At 70.6% G+C, this 25,473-nt stretch carries 24 protein-coding genes; 12 read left to right on the top strand and 12 right to left on the bottom strand.

Translation table 11 applies throughout. The annotated features are described in order from the left end of the window. Positions 1-28: 28 nt before the first annotated feature. Positions 29-787 carry an SDR family NAD(P)-dependent oxidoreductase gene (locus tag ABUW04_RS28685; protein ID WP_380567250.1) on the bottom strand — a complete coding sequence of 253 codons (759 nt, stop codon included), beginning with the start codon at positions 785-787 and terminating at the stop codon, positions 29-31. 93 nt (positions 788-880) lie between these two features. Then, positions 881-2,083, bottom strand: coding sequence for a mandelate racemase/muconate lactonizing enzyme family protein (locus tag ABUW04_RS28680; protein WP_380567247.1), 1,203 nt, complete (start codon positions 2,081-2,083; stop codon positions 881-883). A 152-nt stretch (positions 2,084-2,235) separates the two neighbouring features. On the opposite strand from ABUW04_RS28680, the gene ABUW04_RS28675 reads away from it, so the two are divergent. Then, on the top strand, positions 2,236-3,171 hold the full coding sequence (locus tag ABUW04_RS28675; RefSeq protein ID WP_380567245.1) for a LysR family transcriptional regulator: 936 nt from the start codon (positions 2,236-2,238) through the stop codon (positions 3,169-3,171). Between the two features lie 136 nt (positions 3,172-3,307). After that, positions 3,308-4,186 carry an SMP-30/gluconolactonase/LRE family protein gene (locus ABUW04_RS28670; RefSeq protein WP_380567243.1) on the top strand — a complete coding sequence of 293 codons (879 nt, stop codon included), beginning with the start codon at positions 3,308-3,310 and terminating at the stop codon, positions 4,184-4,186. 45 nt (positions 4,187-4,231) lie between these two features. Here ABUW04_RS28670 and ABUW04_RS28665 read toward each other — a convergent pair whose 3' ends face one another. Together ABUW04_RS28665 and uvrA are read right to left on the bottom strand one after the other, a co-directional pair. After that, the gene (locus ABUW04_RS28665) at positions 4,232-4,708 is read right to left on the bottom strand and encodes a Rieske (2Fe-2S) protein (RefSeq protein ID WP_380567242.1); all 477 of its coding nucleotides are present in this window, start codon (positions 4,706-4,708) and stop codon (positions 4,232-4,234) included. Positions 4,709-4,811: 103 nt separating this feature from the next. Further along, on the bottom strand, positions 4,812-7,823 hold the full coding sequence (uvrA, locus tag ABUW04_RS28660; RefSeq protein WP_380567240.1) for an excinuclease ABC subunit UvrA: 3,012 nt from the start codon (positions 7,821-7,823) through the stop codon (positions 4,812-4,814). Between the two features lie 275 nt (positions 7,824-8,098). Here uvrA and ABUW04_RS28655 point away from each other — a divergent pair, with 275 nt between their 5' ends. From ABUW04_RS28655 to ABUW04_RS28625, 7 genes are all read left to right on the top strand, one after another. After that, positions 8,099-8,848 carry a maleylpyruvate isomerase family mycothiol-dependent enzyme gene (locus ABUW04_RS28655; RefSeq protein ID WP_380567238.1) on the top strand — a complete coding sequence of 250 codons (750 nt, stop codon included), beginning with the start codon at positions 8,099-8,101 and terminating at the stop codon, positions 8,846-8,848. 4 nt (positions 8,849-8,852) lie between these two features. Beyond that, positions 8,853-9,506, top strand: coding sequence for an MBL fold metallo-hydrolase (locus tag ABUW04_RS28650; protein ID WP_380567237.1), 654 nt, complete (start codon positions 8,853-8,855; stop codon positions 9,504-9,506). Positions 9,507-9,683: 177 nt separating this feature from the next. Beyond that, the gene (locus tag ABUW04_RS28645; RefSeq protein ID WP_380567236.1) at positions 9,684-10,274 is read left to right on the top strand and encodes an ArsR/SmtB family transcription factor; all 591 of its coding nucleotides are present in this window, start codon (positions 9,684-9,686) and stop codon (positions 10,272-10,274) included. Then, complete coding sequence (locus tag ABUW04_RS28640; RefSeq protein ID WP_380567234.1) at positions 10,271-11,515, top strand: MFS transporter; 1,245 nt, start codon at positions 10,271-10,273, stop codon at positions 11,513-11,515. Before ABUW04_RS28645 ends, ABUW04_RS28640 begins: the two co-directional genes overlap by 4 nt. 135 nt (positions 11,516-11,650) lie before the next feature. Beyond that, entirely contained in the window at positions 11,651-11,941 is a 291-nt protein-coding gene (locus ABUW04_RS28635) for an STAS domain-containing protein (RefSeq protein ID WP_030258781.1), read from the top strand. Positions 11,942-12,027: 86 nt separating this feature from the next. Further along, complete coding sequence (locus tag ABUW04_RS28630) at positions 12,028-12,651, top strand: HdeD family acid-resistance protein (protein WP_380567232.1); 624 nt, start codon at positions 12,028-12,030, stop codon at positions 12,649-12,651. 607 nt (positions 12,652-13,258) lie between these two features. Beyond that, positions 13,259-13,504, top strand: a complete 246-nt coding sequence (locus tag ABUW04_RS28625; protein ID WP_380567229.1) for a hypothetical protein — start codon at positions 13,259-13,261, stop codon at positions 13,502-13,504. A gap of 6 nt (positions 13,505-13,510) precedes the next feature. Here ABUW04_RS28625 and ABUW04_RS28620 read toward each other — a convergent pair whose 3' ends face one another. Beyond that, positions 13,511-13,783 (bottom strand): hypothetical protein, encoded by a 273-nt coding sequence (locus ABUW04_RS28620; protein WP_232242419.1) that lies wholly within the window; start codon positions 13,781-13,783, stop codon positions 13,511-13,513. A 123-nt stretch (positions 13,784-13,906) separates the two neighbouring features. Between ABUW04_RS28620 and ABUW04_RS28615 the strand changes: the two genes are divergently transcribed. Continuing rightward, positions 13,907-14,110 (top strand): hypothetical protein, encoded by a 204-nt coding sequence (locus ABUW04_RS28615; RefSeq protein ID WP_030258793.1) that lies wholly within the window; start codon positions 13,907-13,909, stop codon positions 14,108-14,110. A gap of 55 nt (positions 14,111-14,165) precedes the next feature. Here ABUW04_RS28615 and ABUW04_RS28610 read toward each other — a convergent pair whose 3' ends face one another. Next, entirely contained in the window at positions 14,166-15,317 is a 1,152-nt protein-coding gene (locus ABUW04_RS28610) for a tyrosine-protein phosphatase (RefSeq protein ID WP_380567227.1), read from the bottom strand. 283 nt (positions 15,318-15,600) lie between these two features. Then, the gene (locus ABUW04_RS28605; RefSeq protein ID WP_034090357.1) at positions 15,601-15,804 is read right to left on the bottom strand and encodes a cold-shock protein; all 204 of its coding nucleotides are present in this window, start codon (positions 15,802-15,804) and stop codon (positions 15,601-15,603) included. 479 nt (positions 15,805-16,283) lie between these two features. Between ABUW04_RS28605 and ABUW04_RS28600 the strand changes: the two genes are divergently transcribed. Next, on the top strand, positions 16,284-16,487 hold the full coding sequence (locus ABUW04_RS28600) for a cold-shock protein (RefSeq protein ID WP_030258797.1): 204 nt from the start codon (positions 16,284-16,286) through the stop codon (positions 16,485-16,487). 237 nt (positions 16,488-16,724) lie between these two features. Here the strand turns inward: ABUW04_RS28600 and ABUW04_RS28595 are convergent, their stop codons facing one another. Next, the gene (locus ABUW04_RS28595; protein WP_380567225.1) at positions 16,725-17,963 is read right to left on the bottom strand and encodes an MFS transporter; all 1,239 of its coding nucleotides are present in this window, start codon (positions 17,961-17,963) and stop codon (positions 16,725-16,727) included. 125 nt (positions 17,964-18,088) lie between these two features. Here ABUW04_RS28595 and ABUW04_RS28590 point away from each other — a divergent pair, with 125 nt between their 5' ends. Beyond that, positions 18,089-18,550 carry a MarR family winged helix-turn-helix transcriptional regulator gene (locus ABUW04_RS28590; RefSeq protein ID WP_030258803.1) on the top strand — a complete coding sequence of 154 codons (462 nt, stop codon included), beginning with the start codon at positions 18,089-18,091 and terminating at the stop codon, positions 18,548-18,550. Positions 18,551-18,609: 59 nt separating this feature from the next. Here the strand turns inward: ABUW04_RS28590 and ABUW04_RS28585 are convergent, their stop codons facing one another. From ABUW04_RS28585 to uvrB, 4 genes are all read right to left on the bottom strand, one after another. After that, the gene (locus ABUW04_RS28585) at positions 18,610-21,303 is read right to left on the bottom strand and encodes an ATP-binding protein (RefSeq protein WP_380567223.1); all 2,694 of its coding nucleotides are present in this window, start codon (positions 21,301-21,303) and stop codon (positions 18,610-18,612) included. 131 nt (positions 21,304-21,434) lie between these two features. Beyond that, positions 21,435-22,430, bottom strand: a complete 996-nt coding sequence (locus ABUW04_RS28580; protein ID WP_380567221.1) for a TerC family protein — start codon at positions 22,428-22,430, stop codon at positions 21,435-21,437. A 226-nt stretch (positions 22,431-22,656) separates the two neighbouring features. Beyond that, positions 22,657-23,235: a TerD family protein gene (locus ABUW04_RS28575; RefSeq protein WP_030258810.1), complete on the bottom strand. Its 579-nt coding sequence runs from the start codon at positions 23,233-23,235 to the stop codon at positions 22,657-22,659. Between the two features lie 110 nt (positions 23,236-23,345). Next, a complete protein-coding gene (gene uvrB / locus ABUW04_RS28570; protein WP_030258813.1) occupies positions 23,346-25,466 on the bottom strand; it encodes an excinuclease ABC subunit UvrB in 2,121 nt (706 codons plus the stop codon). Between the last annotated feature and the right edge of the window lie 7 nt (positions 25,467-25,473).

Here is a 25,473-nt window from a genome sequence, read left to right as displayed (position 1 = left end):
CGGCGGCGGGTCGGCCGGACCGCCACCGTCACTGGGCGATCTGGCCGCCGTCCACCAGCAGCGTCTGCCCGGTCATCGCGGAACCGTCGAGCGCGACGAAGACCACGGCCGCCGCGATCTCGTCCGCCTCCAGCAGGCGGCCCATGGGGATCTGCCCGATCCACTGCGTCATCCGCTCGGGATCGTCCATGCCGACGGTGTCCAGGATCGGGGTGCGGGTGCGGCCCGGAGCGACGGCGTTGACCCGCACCCCGTGCCGGGCCCACTCCACCGCCAGCGAGCGGGCCAGCTGCGACACACCGGCCTTCGCCACGTCGTAGGCCACGTGGTACTCGGGGTTCGAGCCGATGAAGGCGGCGATGGAGGAGATGTTGACGATCGACCCGGAGCGGCGGCCCACCATGTGCCGGCCGAACTCGCGGCAGGCCACAAACGTGCCGGTCAGATCGACGGCCAGGACCCGGTTCCAGATCTCGTCGGTCACCTCCAGTGCGTCGTTCTCGTGGGCGATGCCGGCGTTGTTGACCAGCACGTCCACCTGCCCGAACCGCCGCACCACCTCGTCGGCGGTCGCGGCCACGGCAGCCGGGTCCGCCACGTCGAGCGGCAGGAAGACGCCGCCGAGTTCCTTTGCCGCGGCCTCCCCCGTCCCGGCGTTGCGGTCGGTGAGCACCACCTGGACGCCACGGGCGGCCAGCGCCGCGGCGATGGCGTACCCGATCCCCTGGCCGGCCCCGGTGACCACGGCCACCCGCCGATCGGACCGTTGGGGCTGCGGCTCGGACATGTTCGTTCCCTCCGACGTGCGATTGATGGTGACGATCCAGGTGGTACAGGTGGTGAAGATGGTGCCGGGCGTGCTCGGCGCTCCCGGCCGGGATCAGAGCGTTCGGGTGCTGCCGACACCGGCGATCTGCCAGCGCGCCCGGGCGGCCGGGTCGATCGCGGTGGAGGCGCCGGGCGCCTGCGGGCGCTCCAGGAAGCCCTCGCGGACCGTGCTGCGTTCCACGAAGGCCTGCTGGGTCCAGGGGATGAACTCCACCAGCGGTGGCACCTCCGACAGCACGGTTCCCGCCAGGTGCTGGTGGACCTGCATCATGTCACCGGCGTGCGGGGCCAGTCGCAGGCCCCGGGCCGCCGTCTGTGCGGCGATCTGCAGCCATTCGGTCACCCCGCCGACCCGGGTGACGTCGGCCTGCACCACCCGGATCGCGTCCGCCTCCAGGAAGGAGGCGAACTGGTGGTAGGAGTAGATGCTCTCGCCGGCCGCCACGTCCAGCCGGGTCGAGGCCTGCAGCCGCGCGTGCGACCGCAGGTCGTCGGCATGGAAGGGCTCCTCCACCCAGTCCATGGCGACCTCCTCCAGCACCGGCATGATCCGGTTGGCGGTGGAGAGGTCCCAGCGCTGGTTGGCGTCGCACATCAGGGTGACGTCGTCGCCGATGGCCCGGCGCACCGCCCGCACCCGCCGGGCGTCCTCGCGCCAGTCGGTGCGGCCGACCTTGACCTTCACCCGCGACCAGCCCTGGTCGACCAGCGCGGTCACGTCGCGGACCAGATCGGCGTCGCCCAGGTTCAGCCAGCCGCCGTCGGTGTTGTAGGCCTCGATGCTGTCCGGCGTACCCCCGAGCAGCTGCCACAACGGCTTCCCGGCCCGCTGCGCGGCCAGGTCCCACAGCGCGATGTCGACCATCGCCAGGGCCATGTGCACCACCCCGGACCGGCCCATCCAGTGGGTCGGCAGCCAGTACAGGCGCTTCCAGGTGCCGAGGACGTCCTCCGAGTCCGTGCCCAGCAGTGCATCGGCGTAGTACGGGTCGATCACGCCGGACAGGAGTTCCGGGGCGCAGTGGATTCCGGAGATCCCGGTGCCCACCCGCCCGTCAGCGGTGCGGATCTCCACGACCGGAACCGTCCAGTGCGCCATCGCGGCCGTGGAGTCGGCGATGGGCCGCTTCAGCGGAACAGCGAGGGCATAGGTCTCCACGGAGGTGATGACGGCACCGTCGTCGCCGCGCCGGAGATCGGCTCCCGGAACGGACAGCAGGCCGACGGCGGAACTCGGGGATGTCTGATCGGTCATGGCACAAGTCGGCCACGGCCCGCGGAAGGCGTCAACGACGAAATGCGGATACCCCTGATCAGCCGGACGGATGTGCTCCGGATAGATTGGCCGCGGCGGTGACCACCAGCCCTTCCACCACGAACACCCGCCCTGGAGACTCTGGACGACACATGGCATTTGAACTGGCCTGGCTGCGCACCTGGATCGAAGTGGTGGACTCCGGCGGATTCACCCGGGCCGCCGAACAGATGCACCTGTCGCAGCCCCGGGTCTCCGCGCACATCGCGAACCTGGAGCGCGAACTGGGGTGCTCACTGATCGAACGCCGGATCAGGCCGCTCACCCTCACTGACGACGGGCGGGCGCTGCTGCCCAGGGCGCGGGCCGTCCTGGCGGCCGCGGACGAACTGAGCACCGCCCGGCAGACCGACGCGGGTACCGTGTCCGGCACCGTCAGCGTCGCGAGTTTCGCCAGCGCAAGCTCGGAGTTCCTACCCGGCGTCGTCACCGCGCTGCGCGAGCAGCATCCCCAGCTGCAGGTGGCGGTGCTGGACGGCGGCTGGCTGGGCCTGATCGAGTCCGCGCTGGCCGACCGCCGCGTCTCGGTGGCGCTGCGCCCGCTCCGACCCGAGCCGCACGACCACGCGTTCACGGTGCGGCCGCTGTGGCGCGAACCGTTCGTCCTGCTGGCGCCCACCGGCCATCCGCTGCTGGAGCGGAACGCCATCGAACTGTCCGACCTGGCCGACCAGCGGGTCATCACCATCGGAAATCCGCTCGCCAACTCGGTGGTCGGCGACGAGGCCGAGGCGGCACTGACGATCAAGGATCTGGTCGCCCCGTCCGGCATCGTCTTCCACCAGCCGACCACCCTGGGTGCGATGGTCCGGGCCGGACACGGCATCGGCGTGATCAACTACCTCGGCGCGAAGATGATCCAGCGCGAGGGCATGCAGATCCGGCCGATCCACAACCTCGACCGGTACCGGGACGTGGGCATCTGGTGGCATGCGGAACGCCCGCTGGGGGCGGCCGCCCGGGCCTTCATCCGCGCGGTGGTCCAGGCACCGCGCCCCGACGGCACCATCGCCGTTCCACCGCTCTGACCAGCGCCATCCGCAACACGGATGACGAAGATCCGCCAATCGCCGTTGACGGCCGCGACACTGCCCGGCCAGGTTGGGCGGTAGCGAACGGCCGGACAGCGGGACAGCGTCCGGCGCCCTGACGAACGGAGCCGGCATGGCCAGCGTGCGGACCTACGGGAACCTCGATGTCGCGGTGCGCAGCGACACCTCGGACGTGGGCGAGGGCCCAGTGTTCGATCCCCGCACCGGCCGGCTGGTGTGGGTCGACATCTACGGCTGCGCGGTCCACGAGGACGACCTGGCCACGGGCGGGCAGACGGTCACCAGACTCGACACCATGATCGGAGCGGTGGCGCCCAGGGCCGAGCGGGACGGGTTCGCCGCAGCCGTGGCGGAGGGCTTCGGCCTGATCACCGACGGCGCACTGGAACTGGTCGATCCGGTGCTGCCGGAACCCTCGCTGCGGATGAACGACGGCAAGGTGGACTCCCGGGGCCGCTTCTGGGCCGGCAGCAACCACCTGGAGTTCGCCGCCGGACAGGGCAGGCTGCACCGCTGGGACGGCGCGTCCCCCAGCGTCGTGGTGGCCGACGGGCTGGTGCTGCCGAACGGGCTGGGCTGGAACGCCGAGGACACCGTGTTCTACCTGGCCGACAGCTACGCCAACCTGCTCTACAGCGCACCCTACGAACCGGAGTCGGGCGAGCTCGGCCCGCTGGAGGTACTGGTGCGGACCGAGGGCTCCGGGGTGCCGGACGGCCTGGCGGTGGACACCGACGGCTGCTTCTGGGTGGCCATGCACGGCGGCCGGGAGGTCCGCCGCTACGACCCGGCCGGCCGGGTGGTCGGGGTGGTGCCGGTGCCGGTCCTCCAGCCGACCAGCTGCGCCTTCGACCGGGACGGCCGACTGTACATCACCTCGGCCCGCAACGGCCTGTCCGCACGGGAACTGACGGACCATCCGCTGTCCGGTTCGGTGTTCGTGCTGGACACGGACACCACCGGGGTCCCGGTCCAGCCGTTCCGCGGGTGACCAGGGCGTGGGCCCGCGACAGTGGGCCCGCGGCTGCGGAACCGGTCAGACGGTGACGACCAGTTTGCCGTTCTGCACGGCCACGGTCTTGGCGGGCAGCGGGGAGGTGGCCGGGCCGTTGGCGACGGAGCCATCGGCGATCTTGAACTGGCTGCCGTGGCAGGGGCACTGGATGGTCCCGCCCTGCACACCGTCGACCAGGCAGCCGGCGTGGGTGCAGACCGCGCTGAACGCCTTGAACTGGCCGGAGGTCGGCTGGGTCACCACGATCTTGTCGTCCTTGTAGACCTTGCCGCCGCCGACCGGGACATCGCTGGTCGGGCCCAGCATGGTCGGCCCGGAGGCGGTGCTGGTGCTGCTCGAACCGGACGAGCAGGCGGCCAGCGCGAGCCCGGCGACACCGGCCACCCCGACCGCGGCGGCGCCACGCAGCACGGCGCGCCGGTCGGTGCCGGTGCCGGTGGTGCAGCAGCCTGCGCAGTCGGCGTTCTCCGGGGCAGGGGCGGCGTCGAGCTGGGTCATGGTCGCGGGCTCCCAAAGGGCAGACGTGGCGGGGCACCACGCTCAACGCGGTGCACCCGGGGCAGGTTGCGCTCCGGGTGCACCCTATGCGGCTTTCCTGTGACTACTTCTTACCGGGGGCGGCCTTCTTGGCCACCGCCTTCTTCGCCGCTGTCTTCTGCGCCACTGCCTTCTTCGCGGCCGGCTTCTTCGCCGGTGCCTGCTTCGCCGGAGCCTTCTTCGCCGCCGGCTTCCTGGCGGCCGCGGCCTCCTCCGCCGCCTCCTCCGCGAACACCCGGTCCCCCAGGATGTCGCGCAGGAACTTGCCGGTGTGGCTCTCGGCCACCGTCGCGATGTGCTCCGGGGTGCCCTCGGCGACCACCAGGCCGCCGCCGTTGCCGCCCTCGGGTCCCATGTCGACGACCCAGTCGGCGGTCTTGATCACATCCAGGTTGTGCTCGATCACGATCACCGTGTTGCCCTTGTCCACCAGCCCGGTGAGCACCTTGATCAGCTTGCTGATGTCCTCGAAGTGCAGCCCGGTGGTCGGCTCGTCCAGGACGTAGACGGTCCGCCCGGTGGAGCGCTTCTGCAGCTCCGAGGCCAGCTTGACGCGCTGCGCCTCGCCGCCGGACAGCGTCGGCGCGGACTGGCCCAGCCGGACGTAGCCGAGGCCGACGTCGGTGAGGGTGCGCAGATGCCGGGCGATCGGCGGAACGGCCTCGAAGAACTCCAGCCCCTCCTCGATCGGCATGTCCAGCACCTCGGCGATGGACTTGCCCTTGAAGTGGACGTCCAGCGTCTCCCGGTTGTAGCGCGCCCCATGGCACACCTCGCAGGGGACGTAGACGTCCGGCAGGAAGTTCATCTCGATCTTGATGGTGCCGTCGCCGGCGCAGTTCTCGCAGCGGCCGCCCTTGACGTTGAAGGAGAAGCGGCCCGGCAGGTAGCCGCGCACCTTCGCCTCGGTGGTCTCCGCGAACAGCCGGCGGACGTGGTCGAAGACACCGGTGTAGGTCGCCGGGTTGGACCGCGGGGTGCGGCCGATCGGCGACTGGTCGACGTGGACCACCTTGTCGACCAGGTCGGTGCCGGTGACCCGGGTGTGCCGTCCGGGCACGCTGCGGGCGCCGTTGAGTTCGCGCGCCAGGTGGGTGTAGAGGATGTCGTTGACCAGCGTGGACTTCCCGGAGCCGGAGACACCGGTGATCGCGGTCAGGGTGCCCAGCGGGAAGCTGACGTCCACGTCCTGGAGGTTGTGCTCGCGCGCGCCCTGGACGGTGATGTGCCGCTTGGGGTCGATCGGACGGCGCACCTCCGGGGTGGGGATGGAGCGCCGGCCGGAGAGGTAGGCGCCGGTCAGCGACTCCTTGTTGGCCAACAGGTCCTCGCGGGAACCGGAGTGCACCACATGGCCGCCGTGCTCCCCCGCACCCGGGCCGATGTCCACCACCCAGTCCGCGGTGCGGATGGTGTCCTCGTCGTGCTCCACCACGATCAGGGTGTTGCCCAGGTCGCGCAGCCGCACCAGGGTCTCGATCAGCCGGTGGTTGTCGCGCTGGTGCAGCCCGATCGAGGGCTCGTCCAGCACGTAGAGCACGCCGACCAGGCCGGAGCCGATCTGGGTGGCCAGCCGGATCCGCTGGGCCTCGCCGCCGGAGAGGGTCCCCGCGGCGCGGTTCAGCGAGAGGTAGTCCAGGCCGACGTCGACCAGGAACTTCAGCCGCTCGTTGACCTCCTTGAGGACCCGCTCGGCGATGGTCTTCTCCCGGTCGGAGAGCTCCATCGCGCCCAGGAAGTCGGCGCAGTCGCTGATGGACATCGAGGAGACCTCCGCGATGGACTTCCCGGCCATGGTCACCGCCAGCACCACCGGCTTGAGCCGGGTGCCGTGGCAGGCCGGGCAGTCCACCTCGCGCATGTAGCCCTCGAAGCGCTCCCGGCTGCTGTCGGTCTCGGACTCCGAGTGCCGGCGCTGGACGAAGGGCACCGCGCCCTCGAAGCCGGTGATGTAGGAGCGCTCGCGGCCGAAGCGGTTCCGGAACTTCACCTCGACCTGGGAGTTGTGCCCGTACAGCAGCGCCTTCCTGGCGCGCTGCGGCAGTCCGGCCCAGGGGATGTCGGTGCGGAAGCCCAACTCCTTGGCCAGCGCGCTGATCAGCCGCTGGTGGTACTCCCGGGTGTGGCCCAGCGACCAGGGGTGGATGGCGCCCTCGTCGAGGGTCTTCTCCTCGTCGGGGACGACCAGGTCCGGGTCGACCTCCATCCGCGAGCCCAGGCCGGTGCACTCGGGGCAGGCGCCGAACGGCGAGTTGAAGGAGAAGGAGCGCGGCTCCATCTCCTCGTAGGAGATGTCGTCGAAGGTGCAGTAGAGGTGCTCGGAGTACATCCGCTCACGCTCGGGGTCGTCGGCCGCCAGGTCGACGAAGTCCAGCACGACCGTGCCGCCGGAGAGCTTGAGCGCGGTCTCGACCGAGTCGGTGAGCCGGCGCTGGGCGCTCTTCTTCACGGTGAGGCGGTCGATGACCACCTCGATGGTGTGCTTCTCCTGCTTCTTCAGCACCGGCGGCTCGGTCAGCTGGATCGTCGCGCCGTCGACCCTGGCCCTGGAGTAGCCCTTGGTCTGCAGGTCGGCGAAGAGGTCGACGAACTCGCCCTTGCGGGCCCGGACCAGCGGGCTGAGCAGTTGGAACCGGGTGCCCTCGGGCAGTTCCAGGATCTTGTCCACGATCTGCTGCGGCGACTGCCGGGCGATCGGACGCCCGCAGACCGGGCAGTGCGGGTGGCCGATCCGCGCGAACAGCAGCCGGAGGTAGTCGTAGACCTCGGTGATGGTGCCGACGGTGGAGCGGGGGTTGCGCGAGGTGGACTTCTGGTCGATCGAGACGGCCGGGGAGAGGCCCTCGATGAAGTCCACGTCGGGCTTGTCCATCTGGCCCAGGAACTGCCGGGCGTAGGAGGACAGCGACTCGACATAGCGGCGCTGGCCCTCCGCGAAGATGGTGTCGAACGCCAGCGAGGACTTGCCGGACCCGGAGAGGCCGGTGAACACGATGAGGGAGTCGCGCGGCAGGTCGAGCGAGACGTTCTTGAGATTGTGCTCGCGAGCACCGCGGACGATGAGGCGGTCTGCCACGCTTCTGCGCCTTCCGGATCGATGGGGCGTCGGTCGGTCCTGGACATTGCCTCGGCCGTTGCCTTGGACACTGCCCTGGACGTCGGACGGTCCTGGACGGGGCGATCCGGGACCGTCCGACGCGACAACACTATGGGAGCACGTGTTCGATTTTTGGGGCAATCCAGAACCGTCACCCGAAGGGGTGAACACGACGCTAGCGTGAGAGCTTCCCCGCCGTGGGAAACGATGAGAAACCACGCGGGACACGCACCTCGGACGTTACGGGAGAGAGCATGACCACCCCAAGCGGGATCCCAGCGCAGACCATCGCCCAGGCCGCCGAGGCCACCGCCCGGCTGCTGCGCAGCGTCGAGGAGATGACCCCTGAGCAGGTCCTCCAGCCCTCCGTGCTGCCCGGCTGGACCAGGGGGCATGTCCTCAGTCACATCTCCCGCAACGCCGACGCGCTCTGCAATCTGCTGCGGGGCGCCCGCACCTCGCAGCCGATCCCGATGTACCCGAGCCCGGAGGCCCGCGACCGGGGCATCGAGGACGGCGCCAGGCGACCGCCGGCCGACCAGCTCGCCGACCTGCGCGCCTCCGGCCTCCGCTTCACCGCCGCCTGCGAGGCCATGCCGCCGGAGGCCTGGTCGATCCCGGTCCCGCACCGGCTCGGCCCGTTCCCCGCCTTCGGCGTCCCCTACAAGCGGGTCAGCGAGGTCGAGTACCACCATGTCGACCTGGGCCTGGACTACACCCCGGCGCACTGGCCGACCGAGTTCGTCACCCGCGAGCTGGCCTCGCTCACCGAGCGACTGCGCGACGCCCCTGACCTGCCACCGCTGCTGCTGCACGACTCCGACACCGACACCGGCTACCGCCTCGGCAGCTACGGCGTCGAGAGCGGCTCGGCGCAGACCCCGGAGCCACTGCGGCTCTCCGGCCCGGCGGGGGCGCTGGTCGCCTGGCTCTCCGGCCGCGCCGACGGATCCGCGTTGGGCGTGCCCGCCGCAGACCTGCCGGCCCTGCCGCCGCTAGGCTGACGGCATGTCGTACCACGGAGCGGTGAAGGTCGGCGGGACGCCGGCGGTGCGGGAGCTCCCGCAGCTGATGATCACCAAGGTGGCCGTCGGGCCCACGAACAACAACGCCTACCTGCTGCGCTGCCGGGCCACCGACCAGCAGCTGCTCATCGACGCCGCAGCCGACGCCCCGGTCCTGCTGGAGACCGTCGGCGGCAGCCTCGCGACGGTGGTCACCACCCACCGCCACCAGGACCACTGGAACGCCCTCGCCGCCGTCGTCCAGGCCACCGGCGCCCGCACCGCGGCCGGCCGCCTGGACGCCGAGAGCATCCCGGTCCCCTCCGACCTGCTCCTCGACGACGGCGACACGCTGCGCTTCGGCGAGATCGACCTCACCGTCCGCCACCTGGTCGGCCACACCCCGGGCGCGATCGTGCTGATCTACGACGACCCCAAGGGCCACCCGCACCTCTTCACCGGCGACTGCCTCTTCCCCGGCGGCATCGGCAACACCTGGGGCGACAGCGCCGCCTTCACCAGCCTGCTCGACGGCGTCGAGACCAAGCTCTTCGCCACCCTCCCCGACGAGACCTGGGTCTACCCGGGCCACGGCGACGACACCACCCTCGGCACCGAACGCCCCAACCTCGCCGAATGGCGTACCCGGGGCTGGTGACCCCGGCGCCCACCCCGGCGGACGGTGCCCCGCATCCACGCGACCCGGGGCACCGGTACGCGACCGGGGGATGCGCGCACACCAAGGTCTTGTCCATGCACCGGCAAAATAATCATGCTCGGCGACGGGTATCCAACGGCTATTGAGAAGAAGTCTTTGCATTGATACCTTCTCATCATGACGGAGCCCCAGCGACGCCGTGAACTGTCCGACATCGAGGCGCTGAAGGCGCTCGCCCATCCGCTGCGCCAGCAGATGCTCGCCTGGCTGCAGCGGCACGGGTCGGCCACCTCGGCCGACCTGGCCGTGACGTTCACGGCGGACCGCGGGGCGACCAGCTACCACCTGCGCCAGCTGGCCCGGTTCGGCTTCATCGAGGAGGACGGCGCCCGTTCGGCGGGCCGCCGCAGGTACTGGCGGGCGGTGCCGCAGGATCTGCGGTTGCCGCGCCGCAGTGCGAACGCCGACATCGACGCCGAGGTCGGGACGGCGGCCCAGGAGATCGCCCGCCTCTGGCGGGAACGGGCCGAAGGCCACCTGGCCGGCTTCCTCGCCGATCCGGACGCCTTCGGCGACTTCGGCACGGCCGCCATGCACTCCTTCGGCGGAACCACCCTGACCGCCGGGGAGTTGGCGGAGTTCGCCGAGGAGTACATCGCCCTGCTGAACCGCTGGCGGCGCGAGCCCGACCAGGCCCCGCCCGGCAGCCGGCACATCACCGTGCTGTTCAACGCCTTCCCCACCCCGGACGACGGGGCCCCCTCATGACCGTCTCCACCACCACGGTGACCACCCGTCAGCCCTCGCTCTGGCGCAACCGCGACTTCCTCGCGCTCTGGGGCGGTCAGATCGTGTCCACGCTGGGCTCCAGGACCAGCGCGACGGCGCTGCCGCTGCTGGTGCTCGCGATCACCGGAAGCCCGTCCAGCGCAGGTCTGGTCGCCGCTGCGGGCTCGCTCCCCTATCTGGTGGCGCACCTGCCGGCGGGCACCCTGGTGGACCGCTGGAACCGTCGGCGGATCATGCTGACCAGCGAAGTGGTCGCGGGCCTGGCCCTGGCCAGCGTCCCGGTCGCGCTCTGGTCGAATCTGCTGACGATTCCTCAACTCATGGTGGTCGCCTTCGCACAGGGCACCTGCTTCGCGTTCTTCGGACTGGCCGAGCAGGCCGCCCTGCCCAGGATCGTGCCCACCTCACTGCTGCCCGCCGCACTGGCGCAGAACGAGGCCAAGGGCCGCGGCGCCGCGCTCGTCGGTCCACCGCTGGGCGGCCTGCTGTTCAGTGCGGGCCGGGCGCTCCCGTTCCTGGCGGACGCCGTCTCCTACTGCACGGCCGCCGTCGGACTGCTGTTCGTCCGGAAGGACCTCCAGGCCGAACGGACCGTCAGGCAGGAGTCCCTGTGGCAGGAGACCACGGCGGGGCTGCGCTGGCTCTGGCGCAGTCCGCTGATCCGCGCCGCCGTCCTGCTGGTCGCCGCCAGCAACCTGGTCTTCCAGGCGCTGGCCCTGGTGCTGGTGGTGCTCGCCCGGCAGGGCGGGGCCTCCGCCGGCACGACCGGGCTGATGTTCGGCATCTACGGCGGCGGCGGACTGCTCGGCGCCCTCGCCGCCGGGGCGCTGCAGCGCCGGTTCAGCCCCAGGACCGTCATCATCGGGGTCAACTGGATCTGGGCGGCGCTGCTGCCGCTGCTCGCCCTCACCTCGAACCCCTTGCTGCTGGGCGTGATCGGTGGCGCCTCGGCGTTCCTCGGTCCGCTCTGGAACGTCGTGTTCGGGACCTACCAACTGTCGCTGGTACCCGACGAACTGATGGGTCGGGTCGGCAGTGCGGCGATGACTCTATGCTGGGGGGTGCTTCCGCTCGGCTCGATCGCCGCCGGCTATCTGCTCGCCGGCGTCGGCCCCGCCGGCACCGTCCTCATCCTCACCACCGTCATGCTGGCCACCGCCCTCGCGGCGACGGTCAGCCCCGCCGTCCGCCACGCACCCCCGCTGCCCTCGGGCCCCTAGCAGAGAAGTCCGGTTGTACGAGGGAAATTCAGATAAGACGTGTACACGCCATGGTCGATTCAACTACCTTGCTCGAGTCACCGTTGGCGCATCGGAGATGACATGGGCACCCGTTCAGACATAACCGTCCTCCTCATGGAGGAGTCCAGGACCGCAGAGATCATGCTCTCCGGTCGGGTCGACCGGCGGGCCGACGGCCTGCTCGCCGAAGCCCTGGAGCTCCTCCTGACCGATCCGCAGGTGGGACGCATCGAGATCGACACCGCACTGGTGAACTTCTGCGACCGCGGCGGGCTCACGGTGTTCATCCGGGCCCAGCGCCAGGCCGCCCACTACGGGGTCCCGCTGCGCATCGTCCGGGCGGCGCCCCTGCTGCAGCACGTCCTCAAGTCCACCGGCCTGTCGCAGTTGCTCACCTCCGCCTGACCTGCCGGGTCTCCGACGGGCGGATCCGCGGTGGCGGAGGGACGATAGCTCCCACATGCAAACAGCCGCGCGAGAGGTTGCCGACCATGAGCGTCTCCTCCGATCCCTACTCCGGTCCGCACCGTGACCGTCCCACCGCGGGCACCCGCTCGGGACTCACGGTGGAGGCCCTCGCCAACGCCGCCTGGCAGGTGCTCGCGACCGCGGGCGCGGCCTCGATCGTCCTGGGCGTGCTGGTCCTGGTCTGGCCGCACGCCACCCTCGCCGTCGTCGGCATCCTCTTCGGGATCTACCTGCTGGTCAGCGGCGTCTTCCAGATCGCCGGGGCGTTCGGCAGCCATGTGCCCGGGGCGATGCGCGCGGTCTGGTTCGTCAGCGGCGCGGTCTGCATCATGCTGGGCCTGATCTGCTTCCGCGGGGCCGCCGAGTCCATCCTGCTGCTCGGCCTCTGGATCGGCTTCGGATGGCTGCTCCAGGGTGTGATGCTGACGGCCGTCGCCATCTCCACCGAGGGGCTGCCGGCCCGCGGCTGGCAGCTGTTCCTCGGGCTGATCACCGCGATCGCGGGCATCGTGCTGATCGTCTCGCCGTTCAACTCGCTCACCGTGCTCACCGTGGTGGCGGGGATCTGGCTGCTGGTGCTCGGCGCGACCGGCCTCGTCCACGCCTTCCAGCTGCGTGCGCTCAGCAGGCCGGCGCACACCGGATGAGCCGATGCCGACCGCGGGATGACTACTCGTCAGTGCGGTGGCGCCGGACGCGGCGGTGACCCGCCCGGCGGGGTACCGCCGCGTCCGGCCGGGAACCGCGCCCTTCCGCCGCACTGGCGATCGTCATATGCTGACTGCGTTGCCCCGGACCCCGGCTGCGCGCACGCGATCGGCGCGATCCCCCAGCCAGGGGGCCTGGAGTAGAAGGCAACGTCCGTACCATGGCGCCTTTTGCCACCCGGTCCCCGTCCTCCGTCACCTGAGGGCAGGCAGGCGCGCCCGGATCCCCCGTGCCGCTCGGGGCAGCCTGTGCCCACGCACCCTGACGCGGATGGGTTCTCCGTCGGGGCTGCTTCCCGCCGCCGCTCCAGGGCATGCGGTGGCAGGCGGTCCGTACCGGTCCGGCCACCGGTGCGGACCGTCCCGGCCGCCACTCGACGGCTCGGCCGCACCCTGCCAGCCCCTGATGGAACAGTGAATCGTGCCGTCATGGGCGTAGTGCCCGGACCGCCCGGTTTCCTACGATGATCGCCGCAAGGCCCTGTTGTGCCCCCTGCGCGGCCCACAACAGCACCCGAACGCCATGCGGATACGGAGCACTCGCACGATGACAGCTCTGCACTGGCGGACGGCGCGCGAACTGCGCCTGATCGCCAAGATCATCCCTGATCCGCACCATCCGGGAGAGTGCCTGGACCGCCTCGCCGACGTCCGTGTCGCCGCGAGCGGATCCGTGCTCTACGTGGACACCCAGGCGACCGGGCAGGACGAGCGGGGAGCACCGCCGGGGGCGGGAGACCCGGAGGTCTATGCGATACCCAGCTCCTCGGTGATCTTCCTGGCCTTCCGCTAGGGGCGGCTACTCCCCCGTGTCGGCACCCCAGAAGCCCGGTCCGCCGCCGACCCAGGCCACTGCCTCGGACTGGGCCACGTCGATGTCCTCCAGCCCCGCTCTGCGGGCGAACTCCTCGACGTCGGCCAGGTTGTAGGCCTTCCCCACCACGGTGCCGAGGATCTCGACGCCGCGGTAGGGCGGGCGTGTCGTCATGGTCGGCGGGTGGACCACGATGTGGGCGCCGTGGCCGCCATGACCGCCGTGACCGCTGTGCTCGGTGCTGTCGGTGTGGTTCATGCGTTCCATCCTGCCGCCCGCGCCCGCCGAAAGCGCGTCAATGAACCGCTGACTTCCCGGCCGCGTACCCCTCGGTGGACCGCCGATCCCGGTGGGGGCGGCCGATGCGGAGCGGAGTGGCTCATGTGGGTACGTGGAGTCGGCGGGGTACTGCTGATCGCCCTGGGGGCGGTCTGGGTCGCCCAGGGGACGGGAGCGGTGCACGGTTCGACGATGAGCGGCCACAGCCAGTACGCGGCGCTCGGGGTGCTCGTGATCCTGGCGGGGGTCGCACTGCTCGGATGGGCCTGGCGGGTCCGGGCAGGCCGGTCCCGCGGCGGTCGCTGACCGCCGCGGGGCCGTACCCCGAGCTGACCGGTCGGGTCCTGCCGTCGGGCCGGGGTCAGCCGACCAGGAGCCGGGAGCGCAGCTCGGCGAGGGTCCGGGTGTCCAGGTCCAGGCCCTGCTTCAGGTAGGAGCCGAAGGAGCCGTACTGCTGCTGCACCTCGGTGAAGCCGCTGTTCAGGTAGGTCGGGTCGACCGCCAGCAGCGGCTTGTAGATCGCCGCGTAGGCGGCCGGCAGCGCGGCCAGGGTGGCGGCGTTGGAGGCGGCGTTGTAGTCGTTGCTGGCCAGGTAGTCGGCCATCACCGTCTGCGCCGGCACGCCCAGCGCGGTGAGCAGCGCGGCGCTGGCCCAGCCGGTGCGGTCCTTGCCCGCGCTGCAGTGGTAGACCACGTTCAGGTCGCGGCCGTCGGCGATACCGGACAGCACGGCGTGGTACGCGGTCTGCGCCGACGCCGAGTCGACCATGGTGACCTCGGCCTGCTGCATGATCTGCACGGACTCGGCGGCGCTGGTCGAGCTGAAGGAACCGGTGTTCGCGGCGCCCAGGACGTTCTCCCTGATGTCCTTCGCCCCGGCCGGCACCTGGTCCGGCGCGGCCGCCACCTCGGAGTCGGTGCGCAGGTCGTAGACGGTGTGGATGCCGAGCCGCTGCAGCTCGGCCAGGTCGGCCTGGGTGAGCTTGGACATGTCGCCGGACCGGTAGACGACGCCCATCTTCACCCAGGAGCCGTCGGCGGTGCGGTAGCCGCCGGCGTCGCGGAAGTTGGGCGCGGAGGCCAGGTGCAGGCTGCGGTCGGCCAGGGTGAGGCCCTCGCCCCGGCTGGGGACCAGCCGGAACCACTGGCGGTCGGCGCTGCCGGCCACCGTGACGGTGACGCTGTCGGTGCCCTTGCCGTGGGCGACCGCGTGGCGGTAGTCGATGTGCTGCTGGGTGCTGCCGGTGTAGAGGGTGACGTGGTCCAGGCCGGTCGCGGCCCAGCTGATGGTGTAGCTGCCGTCGCTGTTGCGGGTGACCGTGGCGGCGGTGAAGGGGATGGGATGCGCGGCGCCGGGGCGGGCCCAGGCCGGGGACTGCGTGTGGTGCGCGCCGGTGGCCGCTTCGGCTCCGGTGGCGGCCGAGGCGACCGCGCCGAGGGCGAGGGCCGAAGCCAGGACGATCCGGCCGACGGGACGGGCGGAACGGTGATTGCGCAGGTGGGGGGTGGTCATGGCACGGGACGGTAGTGCTGACACGTGTACCTGCCGAGGTCCGCGAAGCAACCGGGAGGTGGCTGCGGAACGACATCCTGGTGCCGGGGCGTCGGGACGCCGGCAGCCTGGCCCGATGCCGCCGAACCCCGAACCCCGAACGCGGAAAGCGGAAAGCGGAAAGCGGAAAGCGGAAAGCGGAAAGCGGAAAGCGGAAAGCCGAACGCCCCGCACCGGAGGAACCGGTGCGGGGCGTTCGCTGGTCTTTCGCGGTCGGGGCCGACGGCCCCGGGAGCGGAGGACCTTACAGCGGGCGGATGTTCTCGGCCTGCGGGCCCTTCTGGCCCTGCGTGACGTCGAACTCGACCTTCTGGCCCTCGAGGAGCTCGCGGAAGCCCTGGGCGTTGATGTTGGAGTAGTGGGCGAAGACGTCGGCGCCGCCGCCGTCCTGCTCGATGAAGCCGAAGCCCTTTTCGGCGTTGAACCACTTGACGGTACCGGTGGCCATGTCTCTCGTTCTCCTCTGTAGTCGTGCAGGAACCGCACCGTGCGGACTCCGAGTACTCGATCCGCACGCCCGTGCCATGAATGAGGGGGGATCCCGGACAGCAAAAAAGCCCGCGATCGGGATCACGGGCGTACAAACGTCGAGAACCACGACTACTACAGGGCAAAACCGTACACGATGGGCGCCCTCGGGACCACGCGACGCGAGAACCGGCGCGTGTCGCGCGCCGGGGACACTCCGGCCGGGTGTCGACACCACGTGCGACCCGGGATCCGGGATCTGTTGACGCCACCCGGTACGCACCCTGTATTCTCTAGATCAGTTGCAGTGCGTGGTTCCCTAAGTTTTGGCCGCCCGTGATCGCGATCACGGGCGTTCGTGCTTTTGCAGGTCCCTTCGTGACCAGGGTGATCATTCCGGCGACACAGGGTTCGTACCGTGCGGATCCTGGCACCAGCCCCTGACAGAAGGAGACCAATATGGCCACCGGTACCGTGAAGTGGTTCAACGCCGAAAAGGGTTTCGGCTTCATTGAGCAGGACGGCGGCGGCGCCGACGTCTTCGCTCACTACTCGAACATCAACGCGCAGGGCTTCCGCGAGCTCCTCGAGGGCCAGAAGGTCGAGTTCGACGTCACGCAGGGCCAGAAGGGCCCGCAGGCCGAGAACATCCGCACGATCTGACGATCGCCGCGCGTCGAGGACGCCCCCGCACTCCGGTGCGGGGGCGTCCTTGCGTTTCGCTGCCACTCCCTCACTGCTGCTCCCCGGCGGCTGCTACGGCTTGCGGTAGTTCAGTCCGCCGATGAGGAAGTACACCAGTCCGGCGAAGATCACGATGACCGCCAGGGAGAAGCCCAGAATCTCCAGGACCACCATGGCCTGCCCCTTTCGTCCAGATTCGCCCCCCTGGCGGCGACGCTATGCGAAAAGGGACGAACCGGCCAGCCGGTCGGACTCTGCCGCTCCCGCCGCGTCCGCTTCCGCCTCCGCGTCAGCCTCCTCCGTCGCACGGGCGGTCCTGCGCTCCAGCGCGGACGAGAGCACGGCCAGGCCCAGCGCGGCGACGGCGAAGGCGGCTCCGACCCAGTTCGGCGCGGTGTAGCCGAGGCCCGCCGAGATCACCAGGCCGCCGACCCAGGCGGCCAGGGCGTTGCCGAGGTTGAAGGCGCCGATATTGAGGGCCGAGGCCAGCGTGGGCGCCCCCGCCGCCTGGTCCAGCACCCGCTTCTGCAGCGGCGGCACGGTCGCGAAGCCCAGGGCGCCGATCAGGAAGACGGTGACCGTGGCCGCGACCTTGTCGTGCGCGGTCACCGTGAACAGCGCCAGCACCACGGCCAGCGCGCCGAGGGCGACATAGAGCATCCGCATCAGCGAACGGTCCGCGTAGCGGCCGCCGACCAGGTTCCCCACCACCATGCCCAGGCCGAACAGGGCCATCAGCCAGGTCACCGAACCGTCGGCGAAGCCGGCCACCCCGGTCATCATCGGTGCCACATAGGTGATCGCGGCGAACACCCCGCCGAAGCCCAGCACGGTCATCGCCATCGCCAGCAGCACCTGCGGATTGCGCAGCACGGCGAGTTCGTGGCGCAGCCGCACCTCCGCGGAGCGCGACTGGTCCGGGATCAGCCGGGCCACCCCGATCAGGCCGACCACACCGAGGCCGGCGATGAACAGGAAAGTGGCCCGCCAGCCGAGGTGCTGTCCGACCAGGGTCCCGAGCGGTACGCCGACCACATTGGCGACGGTCAGCCCGGTGAACATCATGGCGATGGCGCCGGCCTTCTTCTGCGGCGCCACCAGGTCGGCGGCGACCACCGAGCCGATGCCGAAGAAGGCTCCGTGGGCCATCGAGGCGACGATCCGACCGACCAGCATCACCCCGAAGGCCGGGGCCAGCGCGGAGACGGTGTTGCCGACGATGAACAGGCCCATCAGCAGCATCAGCATCCGCTTGCGCGGTATCCGGGTGCCCAGCACTGTCATCAGCGGCGCACCGGCCACCACCCCCAGCGCATAGCCGGTGACCAGCAGGCCCGCGGTGGGGACGGAGACACCGAAGGAGTCGCCGATCTGCGGCAGCAGCCCCATGACCACGAATTCGGTGGTGCCGATGCCGAAGGCCCCGATGGCCAGGGCGAGGAGTGCGAGAGGCATGGATGCGCCTTCCGGGGAGTGCGGGCTTCCAGGGGTGCGGAAGCTGGGTACGAACTCCGAGGTTAGTTGCAAGCGCTGGCTATTTGCAAACGCTGGTTATTGCAGCGGTGCCGTACCATCGAGGCATGACCGCCACAGACCCAGAACTCACAGCGCTGGCCCAGGGCTGGTGCGCCCTCTCGCTGCTGCACGGACGGATCGAGTCGCACATCGAGCAGGCCCTGCAGGCCGGGCACGACCTCAGCGTGCGGGAGTACTCGCTGCTGGACGTGCTCAGCCGGCAGCACAACGGCACCGGCGGCCATCTGCGGATGTCCCAGGTCGCCGAGGCCGTGGTGCTCAGCCAGAGCGCCACCACCCGGCTGGTCTCCCGGCTGGAGGACCGCGGGCTGCTGTCCCGCTACCTCTGCCCCACCGACCGGCGCGGCATCTACACCGATGTCACCGAGGCCGGGCTGGCGCTGCTGGAGCAGGCGCGCCCGACCAATGAGCGCACCCTGCGGGAGGCCCTGGACGCCGCCGCGCAGAACCCGGAGCTGGCGCCGCTGGTGCGCGCCGTCAGCTCACTGCACGCGGTGCACGCCTAGGCACTCCCCCGGGCGCCGGGCACCAGGCGCTGGGCGCCGGGGTGGGCCGGCGCCGCGCGCTACTCCTCGTCCAGCGCGCGGCGGGCGTACTCGCCGAGCTCGTCCGCCCCGCAGGACTCGGCCAGCTCGACCGCGGCGCGGAACTGCTCGGCCGCGTCCTTGGCGCGGCCCTCCGCGAGCAGCGCCGTCGCCAGGTCGACCAGCGCCCGCGTGTGCTCGTACGGGGCGGAGCAGTGTTCGAACCGGTCCACGGACCTGCGCAGCAGGTCGATCCTGGCCTCGCCCGACTCGGCGAACTCGGCCGCCGCGCGCAGCGCCGTGCCGACGGCGGAGTCGGTGCCGAACCGTTCCGCCCGGACCAACTGGTCCGCGGCCAGCGAGCGGGCCAGGTCCAGGTCTCCCAGCATGCCGTGGGCCTGGGCCAGCGCCCGCTGCCAGCCGCACCAGCCCGGGTTGCTCATCTCGCGACGGTCCAACCGCTCGCCGGCGGCCGTCAGTTCGGCCACCGCGCCCTCGGCGTCGCCGAGGGCGATCAGCAGTCCGCCGCGCACCGTCTGCGAGTCGGGGAACACCACCGCGGCCGAGTAGGGGGCCTGGAAGCGGTAGCGCTCGGCAAGCTGCCGGGCCTCCTCCAGCTTGCCCCGCGCCATCAGCACCGCGGCCAGCGTCCCCACCGCGAACCAGTGCACCGGCACGCCCTCGCCGCCGACCCGGTTGGCGATCGACAGGCCCTCGCGGGCGCTGCGCTCGGCGTCGACCAGGCTGCCGCTGCGGAAGCGGATGTAGCCCAGGATGGTGTGGCCGAAGGCAAGGTGGGCCCCGCGCCAGCCGGCCTCCTCGTACTCGGCGATGCCCTTGGCGAAGAGCTCCTCGGCACGGTCCGGGAGGTCCGCGAACATGTACACCAGCGAGGCCAGGGTGGGTACTTCGAAGGCCCACTCCTGGTCGGTCCAGCTGAGGCCCTGCTCCTGGGCGAGATCGGCGTAGTGGATGGCGGTGGCCACCGGCTCGCCGCGGACCACGGCGTCCCAGGCGCGCAGCCCGAAGACGTAGCGCTCGGCGGTGCCGATGGTCTGCTCGCCGCGTTCCAGCAGCAGTGCCAGGTCGGCCAGGCGTTCGGAGCGGGCCGCCGAGCCCTCCTCGGCGGCGTCGAAGGCGCACCACATGAAGTTCCAGACCAGCAGCCGCAGCCGGGTCTGGTCGGAGACCGCCAGCGCGGCCGCCTCGGCGGTGGTCCGGGACGCCTCCAGCAGGCTGTTGCTGTGCGCGAGCGACTGCGCCAGCCGGACCGTGATGCCCTCGTGCAGCTGGTCGGGCAGCTGCGGCTGCTCCAGCGCGGCCCGCAGGTGGCCGACGGTCTGCGCCGGGTCGTAGAGCAGGGTCGAGCAGCCGAGCTCGAACAGCACCTCGGCCCGCTGGGCCGGCGACGGGGGCTCCCGCAGCGCCCTGGCCAGGCAGCGCTGCGCCGTCTCCGGCGCCCCGGCCTGCATGAACGCCCGGGCCGCCGAGCGCAGTTGCTCCACCACCGCGGAGTCGCCCTGGGCCGGGATCTCCAGCCAGTGCCGGGCCGCGGTGATCGGGCCCTTGCCGGCGCCGAGCACCACCCAGCCGGCCCGGCCGTGCATGGCGGTGCGCAGGTCCTCCGGGATGCCCCGGTAGACCGAGGTGGCGACCAGCGGGTGGATGAACTCCAGGATCTGATGGCCGGTCAGGATGCGGGCCGCGCGCAGCCGGTCAGCCGCCTCGGCGGCGTCGGCCGGGGTCAGCGAGGCGGTCGCGGCGGCGAGTTCCAGCGGGGTGTGGATGCCCAGCACGGACACCGCCCAGGCCAGCCGCACCGAGGAGGCGCCGAGCCGCTCCAGCCGGGCGACCAGTCCGGTGCCCTTGGTGGCCGCGGCCACCTCGCGCAGCAGCGGGCAGGACTCCTCGACCGCGGCCAGCCCGCGCTCCTGGGCCTTGGCCAGCAGTTCGACCGTCTCGAAGGGGTTGCCCCCGGTCACCGCCCACACCTCGCGGCAGAAGGCGTCCTCGACCCGGACCGGCGGGCTGCCGAACATCCGGCGCACCAGCGCCGCCACCGCGTCCGGGGTGAGTGCGGTCAGACCCAGCGGAGTGGCGCCGTTGGCACCGGCCATGGTGCGGAAGGAGGCCGGACTGTCCGGGAGTTCGTCCGGGCGGTAGGCGGTGACCAGCAGCACCGGCAGTCCGTCGACCCGGCTGGCGAAGGAGGCCAGCCAGCTCAGCGACTCCGCGTCGGCCCAGTGCGCGTCGTCCACCACCAGGACCAGCGGCCCCCGGGAGACCGCCAGGTTGGTGACCACCCAGTCCAGGCCGTCCCGGACGCCCTGCGGGTCCGGCTGCGCCGCGGCCGACTCCTCGTCCTCCTGTGCCAGGCCGATGGCCGGGCCGACGATGTCGTTCCAGCCGCCGAGCAGCTCGCGCTGCTCCTCCTCGCCGAGGCCGGCCAGCAGCGGCTTCAGCAGGGCTCGGACCACGTGGAAGGCCGACAGCTGCTCCTGCTCCCCGCCACGGGCCGCCAGCACCAGCAGCCCCCGCGCGGCCGCCTCCTCGCGGACCGCGGCGAGCAGGCTGGTCTTGCCGAGTCCTGCGGCACCGGTGTAGACGAGCAGCCGCTCGCCCGGCCGTGCCGGAACCGCCCTGGCCGCCAGGCTGTCCAGCGCGCCACGGGCGGCGTCGAGTTCGGCGTCACGTTCCAGCAGTACGCCGCCACCTGCATGCTTCTGCTCCGCCACGGGTCGAGCCTAGCGCCAACGCGCCTGACGGGCGGGCTCCTTGCGGAACCCGCCCGCCACCGTCCTGCAGAGATTTTTGACGCTCCGTCACCAACTCTCCACAAACGGAGCGCCGAAGTCGCTGCTCGGGGCTACTGCTTCTGCAGTTCCCGCTCCGACTCCTGCATCTGCTGCTCCTCCTTGCGGGAGGCCATCAGGCTGGTGACCGTGGTCACCGCCAGCACCACCACGATGAAGCCGAGCGAGAACGGGATGCCGATCTCCGGGGCCCAGTGCGCGCCGGCCTCGTGCAGCGCGTGCAGCAGCAGCTTCACACCGATGAAGCCGAGGATCACCGAGAGCCCGTAGGAGAGGTGGACCAGCTTCTTCAGCAGGCCGCCGATGAGGAAGTAGAGCTGGCGCAGGCCCATCAGCGCGAAGGCGTTGGCGGTGAAGACGATGTACGGGTCCTGGGTGAGTCCGAAGATGGCGGGGATGGAGTCCATCGCGAACAGGACGTCGGTGGTGCCGATGGCCAGCATCACGATCAGCATCGGGGTGATCAGCCGCTTGCCGTTCTGCACCACCAGCAGCTTGGTGCCGTGGTAGCGGTCGGTCGCCGGGAAGCGGTTCTCCACGGCCTTGAGCAGCCGGTTCTCCTCGAACTCCTCCTCCTCTTCGCCACCGTCGGCCCTGGCCTCCTTGATGAGCTTCCAGGCGGTCCAGATCAGGAAGGCCCCGAAGATGAAGAAGACCCAGGAGAAGCTGGCGATGATCGCGGCACCGGCGGCGATGAAGGCCGCCCGCAGCACCAGGGCGATCAGCACGCCGACCATCAGCACCCGCTGCTGGTAGATGCTGGGCACCGCGAACTTCGCCATGATCAGGATGAAGACGAAGAGGTTGTCGACGCTGAGCGACTTCTCGGTGATGTACCCGGCGAAGAACTGGCCGGCCGGGGCGGAGCCCGAGTGCCACCAGAGGAAGCCGCCGAAGCCGATGGCCAGCAGGACCCAGACGGCGGTCCAGATCCCCGCCTCCTTGAGCGAGACGTCGTGCGGCTTGCGGCCGCCGATGAAGAAATCGGCGGCGATCAGGGCGACCAGCACCCCGATGGTGGTGGCCCACATGGCCATGGAAACGTCCATGAACTGCTCCTTCGGCAAACGTGTCGGGCTGCCGAAGGTCTCCTCCGCCCCGCCGTCACCAGCTACGGTCGCATCGCGCACGGGGCCGACATTTCCGGGCGCGGTGCGGACCGCCGCCGTGTTGACGGAAACATCGTTCTAGGGAGTACTCCCCTTCGAGATCCCATCATCCTCACTGCATGGTAAAACGCAGGTAAAGGACCGGCATCTCAAGGGAAACCGCAGGTCAGAGGTAGGGAGCGATGGCCGGGAGCATGTCCTGGAAGGTGCGTCCGCGGGCCGGGGCGCCGATGGCCGACATCTGCCAGCCGCCGTGGGTGTCCCGCTGGACCTTCGCCATCACCTGGCCGGTGTGCGCGCCGCCGCCGGTGAGGCTGTAGCGGGCCAGCTCCTGACCGGTGCTCTCGTCGACCAGCCGGCAGTGCGCGTTCTCGACCTCCTGGAAGGTCTGCCCGGTGTAGGAGTTCACGGTGAAGACGATCTGGTTGACGTGCTCGGGGACCCTGGAGAGGTCCACCAGGATCGACTCGTCGTCCTCGCCGCCGGCGCCACCGGTGAGGTTGTCACCGGTGTGCCGCACCGAGCCGTCGTTGCTCACCAGGTGCTGGAAGAACACCACGTCGGCAAGCTGGTGGTCGGCGAAGAGCACCGCCGACGCGTCCAGGTCGATCTGCCGCGCGCGCCGACCGAACAGCCCCTTTCGCGGAGCGGCCTGCCAGCCCAGGCCCATCCGCACCACTGTGAGCGTGCCCCCGCCCGCCTTCTCCAGGCTGACGCTCTGACCCTTGTTCAGACTCACCGACATGGTGGACATCCTCCCCGTTCCCGGCACACGCGGATGCCTTGATCGCAATCCGTCTTGATTGCATACCCGGGCGTCCGCAGCAAACTCTACGCAAGGAACGGGCGGGCCGCTCACGCCATTCCGGCCTCACGCATCTGGCGTAGTTCCTTCTTCAACTCGTTGACTTCGTCGCGCAGCCTGGCGGCCACCTCGAACTGCAGCTCGGCCGCCGCCGTGTGCATCCGGTCGGTCAGCTCGGCGATGAGCTCGGCCAGCTCGGCCGCCGGCAGCCCCTTGGCGTCCGCGGCGCCGCGCTTGCCGGCCGCGCCCAGCGCCGGGACCGGCGCCTTGGCGCCGCGCCCGCCCTTCACCCCGCCCGGCTGGCGGTAGCCGGTGCTCAGCAGCTCGCCGGTGTCGATGTCCTCGCGGGCGATGGAGTCGAGGATGTCGCCGATCTTCTTGCGCAGCGGCTGCGGGTCGATGCCGTGCTCGGCGTTGTAGGCCTGCTGGATCTCGCGGCGGCGGTTGGTCTCCTCGATCGCCTTCTCCATCCCCGGGGTGATCCGGTCCGCGTACATGTGGACCTGGCCGGAGACATTGCGGGCGGCACGGCCGATGGTCTGGATCAGCGAGGTGCCCGAACGCAGGAACCCCTCCTTGTCCGCGTCCAGAATCGCCACCAGGGAGACCTCGGGCAGGTCCAGGCCCTCACGGAGCAGGTTGATGCCGACCAGCACGTCGTACTCGCCGGCCCGCAGCTCACGCAGCAGCTCCACCCGGCGCAGGGTGTCGATGTCGCTGTGCAGGTACCGGACCCGGATGTCCAGGTCGAGCATGTAGTCGGTGAGGTCCTCGGCCATCTTCTTGGTCAGGGTGGTGACCAGGACCCGCTCGTCCTTCTCGGTCCGCAGCCGGATCTCGTGGATCAGGTCGTCGATCTGACCCTCGGTCGGCTTGACCACGACCTCCGGGTCGATCAGGCCGGTGGGGCGGATGATCTGGTCGACCTGGCCGTCGCCGCGGGCCAGCTCGAACTTGCCGGGGGTCGCCGAAAGGTAGACGGTCTGGCCGATCCGCTCCAGGAACTCCTCCCACTTCAGCGGACGGTTGTCCATCGCCGAGGGCAGCCGGAAGCCGTGCTCGACCAGGGCGCGCTTGCGCGAGGCGTCGCCCTCGTACATCGCGCCGATCTGCGGGACGGTGACATGGGACTCGTCGATGACCAGGAGGAAGTCCTCCGGGAAGAAGTCCAGCAGGGTGTTGGGCGCGGTGCCCGCGTCACGGCCGTCGATGTGCCGGGAGTAGTTCTCGATGCCCGCGCAGGTGCCGATCTGACGCATCATCTCGATGTCGTAGGTGGTGCGCATCCGCAGCCGCTGGGCCTCCAGCAGCTTGCCCTGCTTGTCCATGGTGGCCAGGGTCTGCTCCAGCTCCGCCTCGATCCCGGCGATGGCGCGCTCCATCCGCTCCGGGCCGGCGACGTAGTGCGAGGCCGGGAAGACGTAGAGCTCCTGGTCCTCGCTGATGACCTCGCCGGTGAGCGGGTGCAGCGTGGTCAGCGCCTCGATCTCGTCGCCGAACATCTCGATCCGGACCGCGAGCTCCTCGTAGACCGGGAAGATCTCGATGGTGTCGCCGCGGACCCGGAAGGTGCCGCGGGTGAAGGCGACGTCGTTGCGGGTGTACTGGATGTCCACGAAACGGCGCAGCAGGGCGTCCCGGTCGAACTCCTGGCCGACCTTGAGCTGGACCATCCGGTCGACGTACTCCTGCGGCGTGCCCAGGCCGTAGATGCAGGACACCGAGGCGACCACGATCACGTCCCGACGGGTCAGCAGCGAGTTGGTGGTGGAGTGGCGCAGGCGCTCCACCTCCTCGTTGATCGAGGAGTCCTTCTCGATGTAGGTGTCCGTCTGGGCGATGTACGCCTCGGGCTGGTAGTAGTCGTAGTACGAGACGAAGTACTCGACCGCGTTGTTGGGGAACAGCTCGCGGAACTCGTTGGCGAGCTGGGCGGCCAGCGTCTTGTTGGGAGCCATCACCAGCGTCGGCCGCTGGAGCTTCTCCACCATCCAGGCGGTGGTGGCCGACTTGCCGGTGCCGGTCGCGCCGAGCAGGACGACGTCCTTCTCGCCCGCGCGGATCCGGCGCTCCAGCTCCGCGATGGCGGTGGGCTGGTCGCCGCTGGGCTGGTAGGGGCTGACGACCTCGAAGGGCGCCACTGTTCGCTCTAGATCGGTGATGGGTCTCACGGAACCA

Source organism: Streptacidiphilus jeojiensis (genome assembly GCF_042510965.1).
Lineage (GTDB): Bacteria > Actinomycetota > Actinomycetes > Streptomycetales > Streptomycetaceae > Streptacidiphilus > Streptacidiphilus jeojiensis.
Note: the sequence above shows the minus strand (reverse complement) of the source record. Positions and strands in the feature narration are given on the sequence as shown.

What these genes read in the sequence shown, in the direction of transcription:
- ABUW04_RS28685 (WP_380567250.1), bottom strand. Translation starts at nt 787, where the DNA reads ATGTCCGAGCCGCAGCCCCAACGGTCCGATCGGCGGGTGGCCGTGGTC.
- ABUW04_RS28680 (WP_380567247.1), bottom strand. Translation starts at nt 2,083, where the DNA reads ATGACCGATCAGACATCCCCGAGTTCCGCCGTCGGCCTGCTGTCCGTT.
- ABUW04_RS28675 (WP_380567245.1), top strand. Translation starts at nt 2,236, where the DNA reads ATGGCATTTGAACTGGCCTGGCTGCGCACCTGGATCGAAGTGGTGGAC.
- ABUW04_RS28670 (WP_380567243.1), top strand. Translation starts at nt 3,308, where the DNA reads ATGGCCAGCGTGCGGACCTACGGGAACCTCGATGTCGCGGTGCGCAGC.
- ABUW04_RS28665 (WP_380567242.1), bottom strand. Translation starts at nt 4,708, where the DNA reads ATGACCCAGCTCGACGCCGCCCCTGCCCCGGAGAACGCCGACTGCGCA.
- ABUW04_RS28655 (WP_380567238.1), top strand. Translation starts at nt 8,099, where the DNA reads ATGACCACCCCAAGCGGGATCCCAGCGCAGACCATCGCCCAGGCCGCC.
- ABUW04_RS28650 (WP_380567237.1), top strand. Translation starts at nt 8,853, where the DNA reads ATGTCGTACCACGGAGCGGTGAAGGTCGGCGGGACGCCGGCGGTGCGG.
- ABUW04_RS28645 (WP_380567236.1), top strand. Translation starts at nt 9,684, where the DNA reads ATGACGGAGCCCCAGCGACGCCGTGAACTGTCCGACATCGAGGCGCTG.
- ABUW04_RS28640 (WP_380567234.1), top strand. Translation starts at nt 10,271, where the DNA reads ATGACCGTCTCCACCACCACGGTGACCACCCGTCAGCCCTCGCTCTGG.
- ABUW04_RS28635 (WP_030258781.1), top strand. Translation starts at nt 11,651, where the DNA reads ATGGAGGAGTCCAGGACCGCAGAGATCATGCTCTCCGGTCGGGTCGAC.
- ABUW04_RS28630 (WP_380567232.1), top strand. Translation starts at nt 12,028, where the DNA reads ATGAGCGTCTCCTCCGATCCCTACTCCGGTCCGCACCGTGACCGTCCC.
- ABUW04_RS28625 (WP_380567229.1), top strand. Translation starts at nt 13,259, where the DNA reads ATGACAGCTCTGCACTGGCGGACGGCGCGCGAACTGCGCCTGATCGCC.
- ABUW04_RS28620 (WP_232242419.1), bottom strand. Translation starts at nt 13,783, where the DNA reads ATGAACCACACCGACAGCACCGAGCACAGCGGTCACGGCGGTCATGGC.
- ABUW04_RS28615 (WP_030258793.1), top strand. Translation starts at nt 13,907, where the DNA reads ATGTGGGTACGTGGAGTCGGCGGGGTACTGCTGATCGCCCTGGGGGCG.
- ABUW04_RS28610 (WP_380567227.1), bottom strand. Translation starts at nt 15,317, where the DNA reads ATGACCACCCCCCACCTGCGCAATCACCGTTCCGCCCGTCCCGTCGGC.
- ABUW04_RS28605 (WP_034090357.1), bottom strand. Translation starts at nt 15,804, where the DNA reads ATGGCCACCGGTACCGTCAAGTGGTTCAACGCCGAAAAGGGCTTCGGC.
- ABUW04_RS28600 (WP_030258797.1), top strand. Translation starts at nt 16,284, where the DNA reads ATGGCCACCGGTACCGTGAAGTGGTTCAACGCCGAAAAGGGTTTCGGC.
- ABUW04_RS28595 (WP_380567225.1), bottom strand. Translation starts at nt 17,963, where the DNA reads ATGCCTCTCGCACTCCTCGCCCTGGCCATCGGGGCCTTCGGCATCGGC.
- ABUW04_RS28590 (WP_030258803.1), top strand. Translation starts at nt 18,089, where the DNA reads ATGACCGCCACAGACCCAGAACTCACAGCGCTGGCCCAGGGCTGGTGC.
- ABUW04_RS28580 (WP_380567221.1), bottom strand. Translation starts at nt 22,430, where the DNA reads ATGGACGTTTCCATGGCCATGTGGGCCACCACCATCGGGGTGCTGGTC.
- ABUW04_RS28575 (WP_030258810.1), bottom strand. Translation starts at nt 23,235, where the DNA reads ATGTCGGTGAGTCTGAACAAGGGTCAGAGCGTCAGCCTGGAGAAGGCG.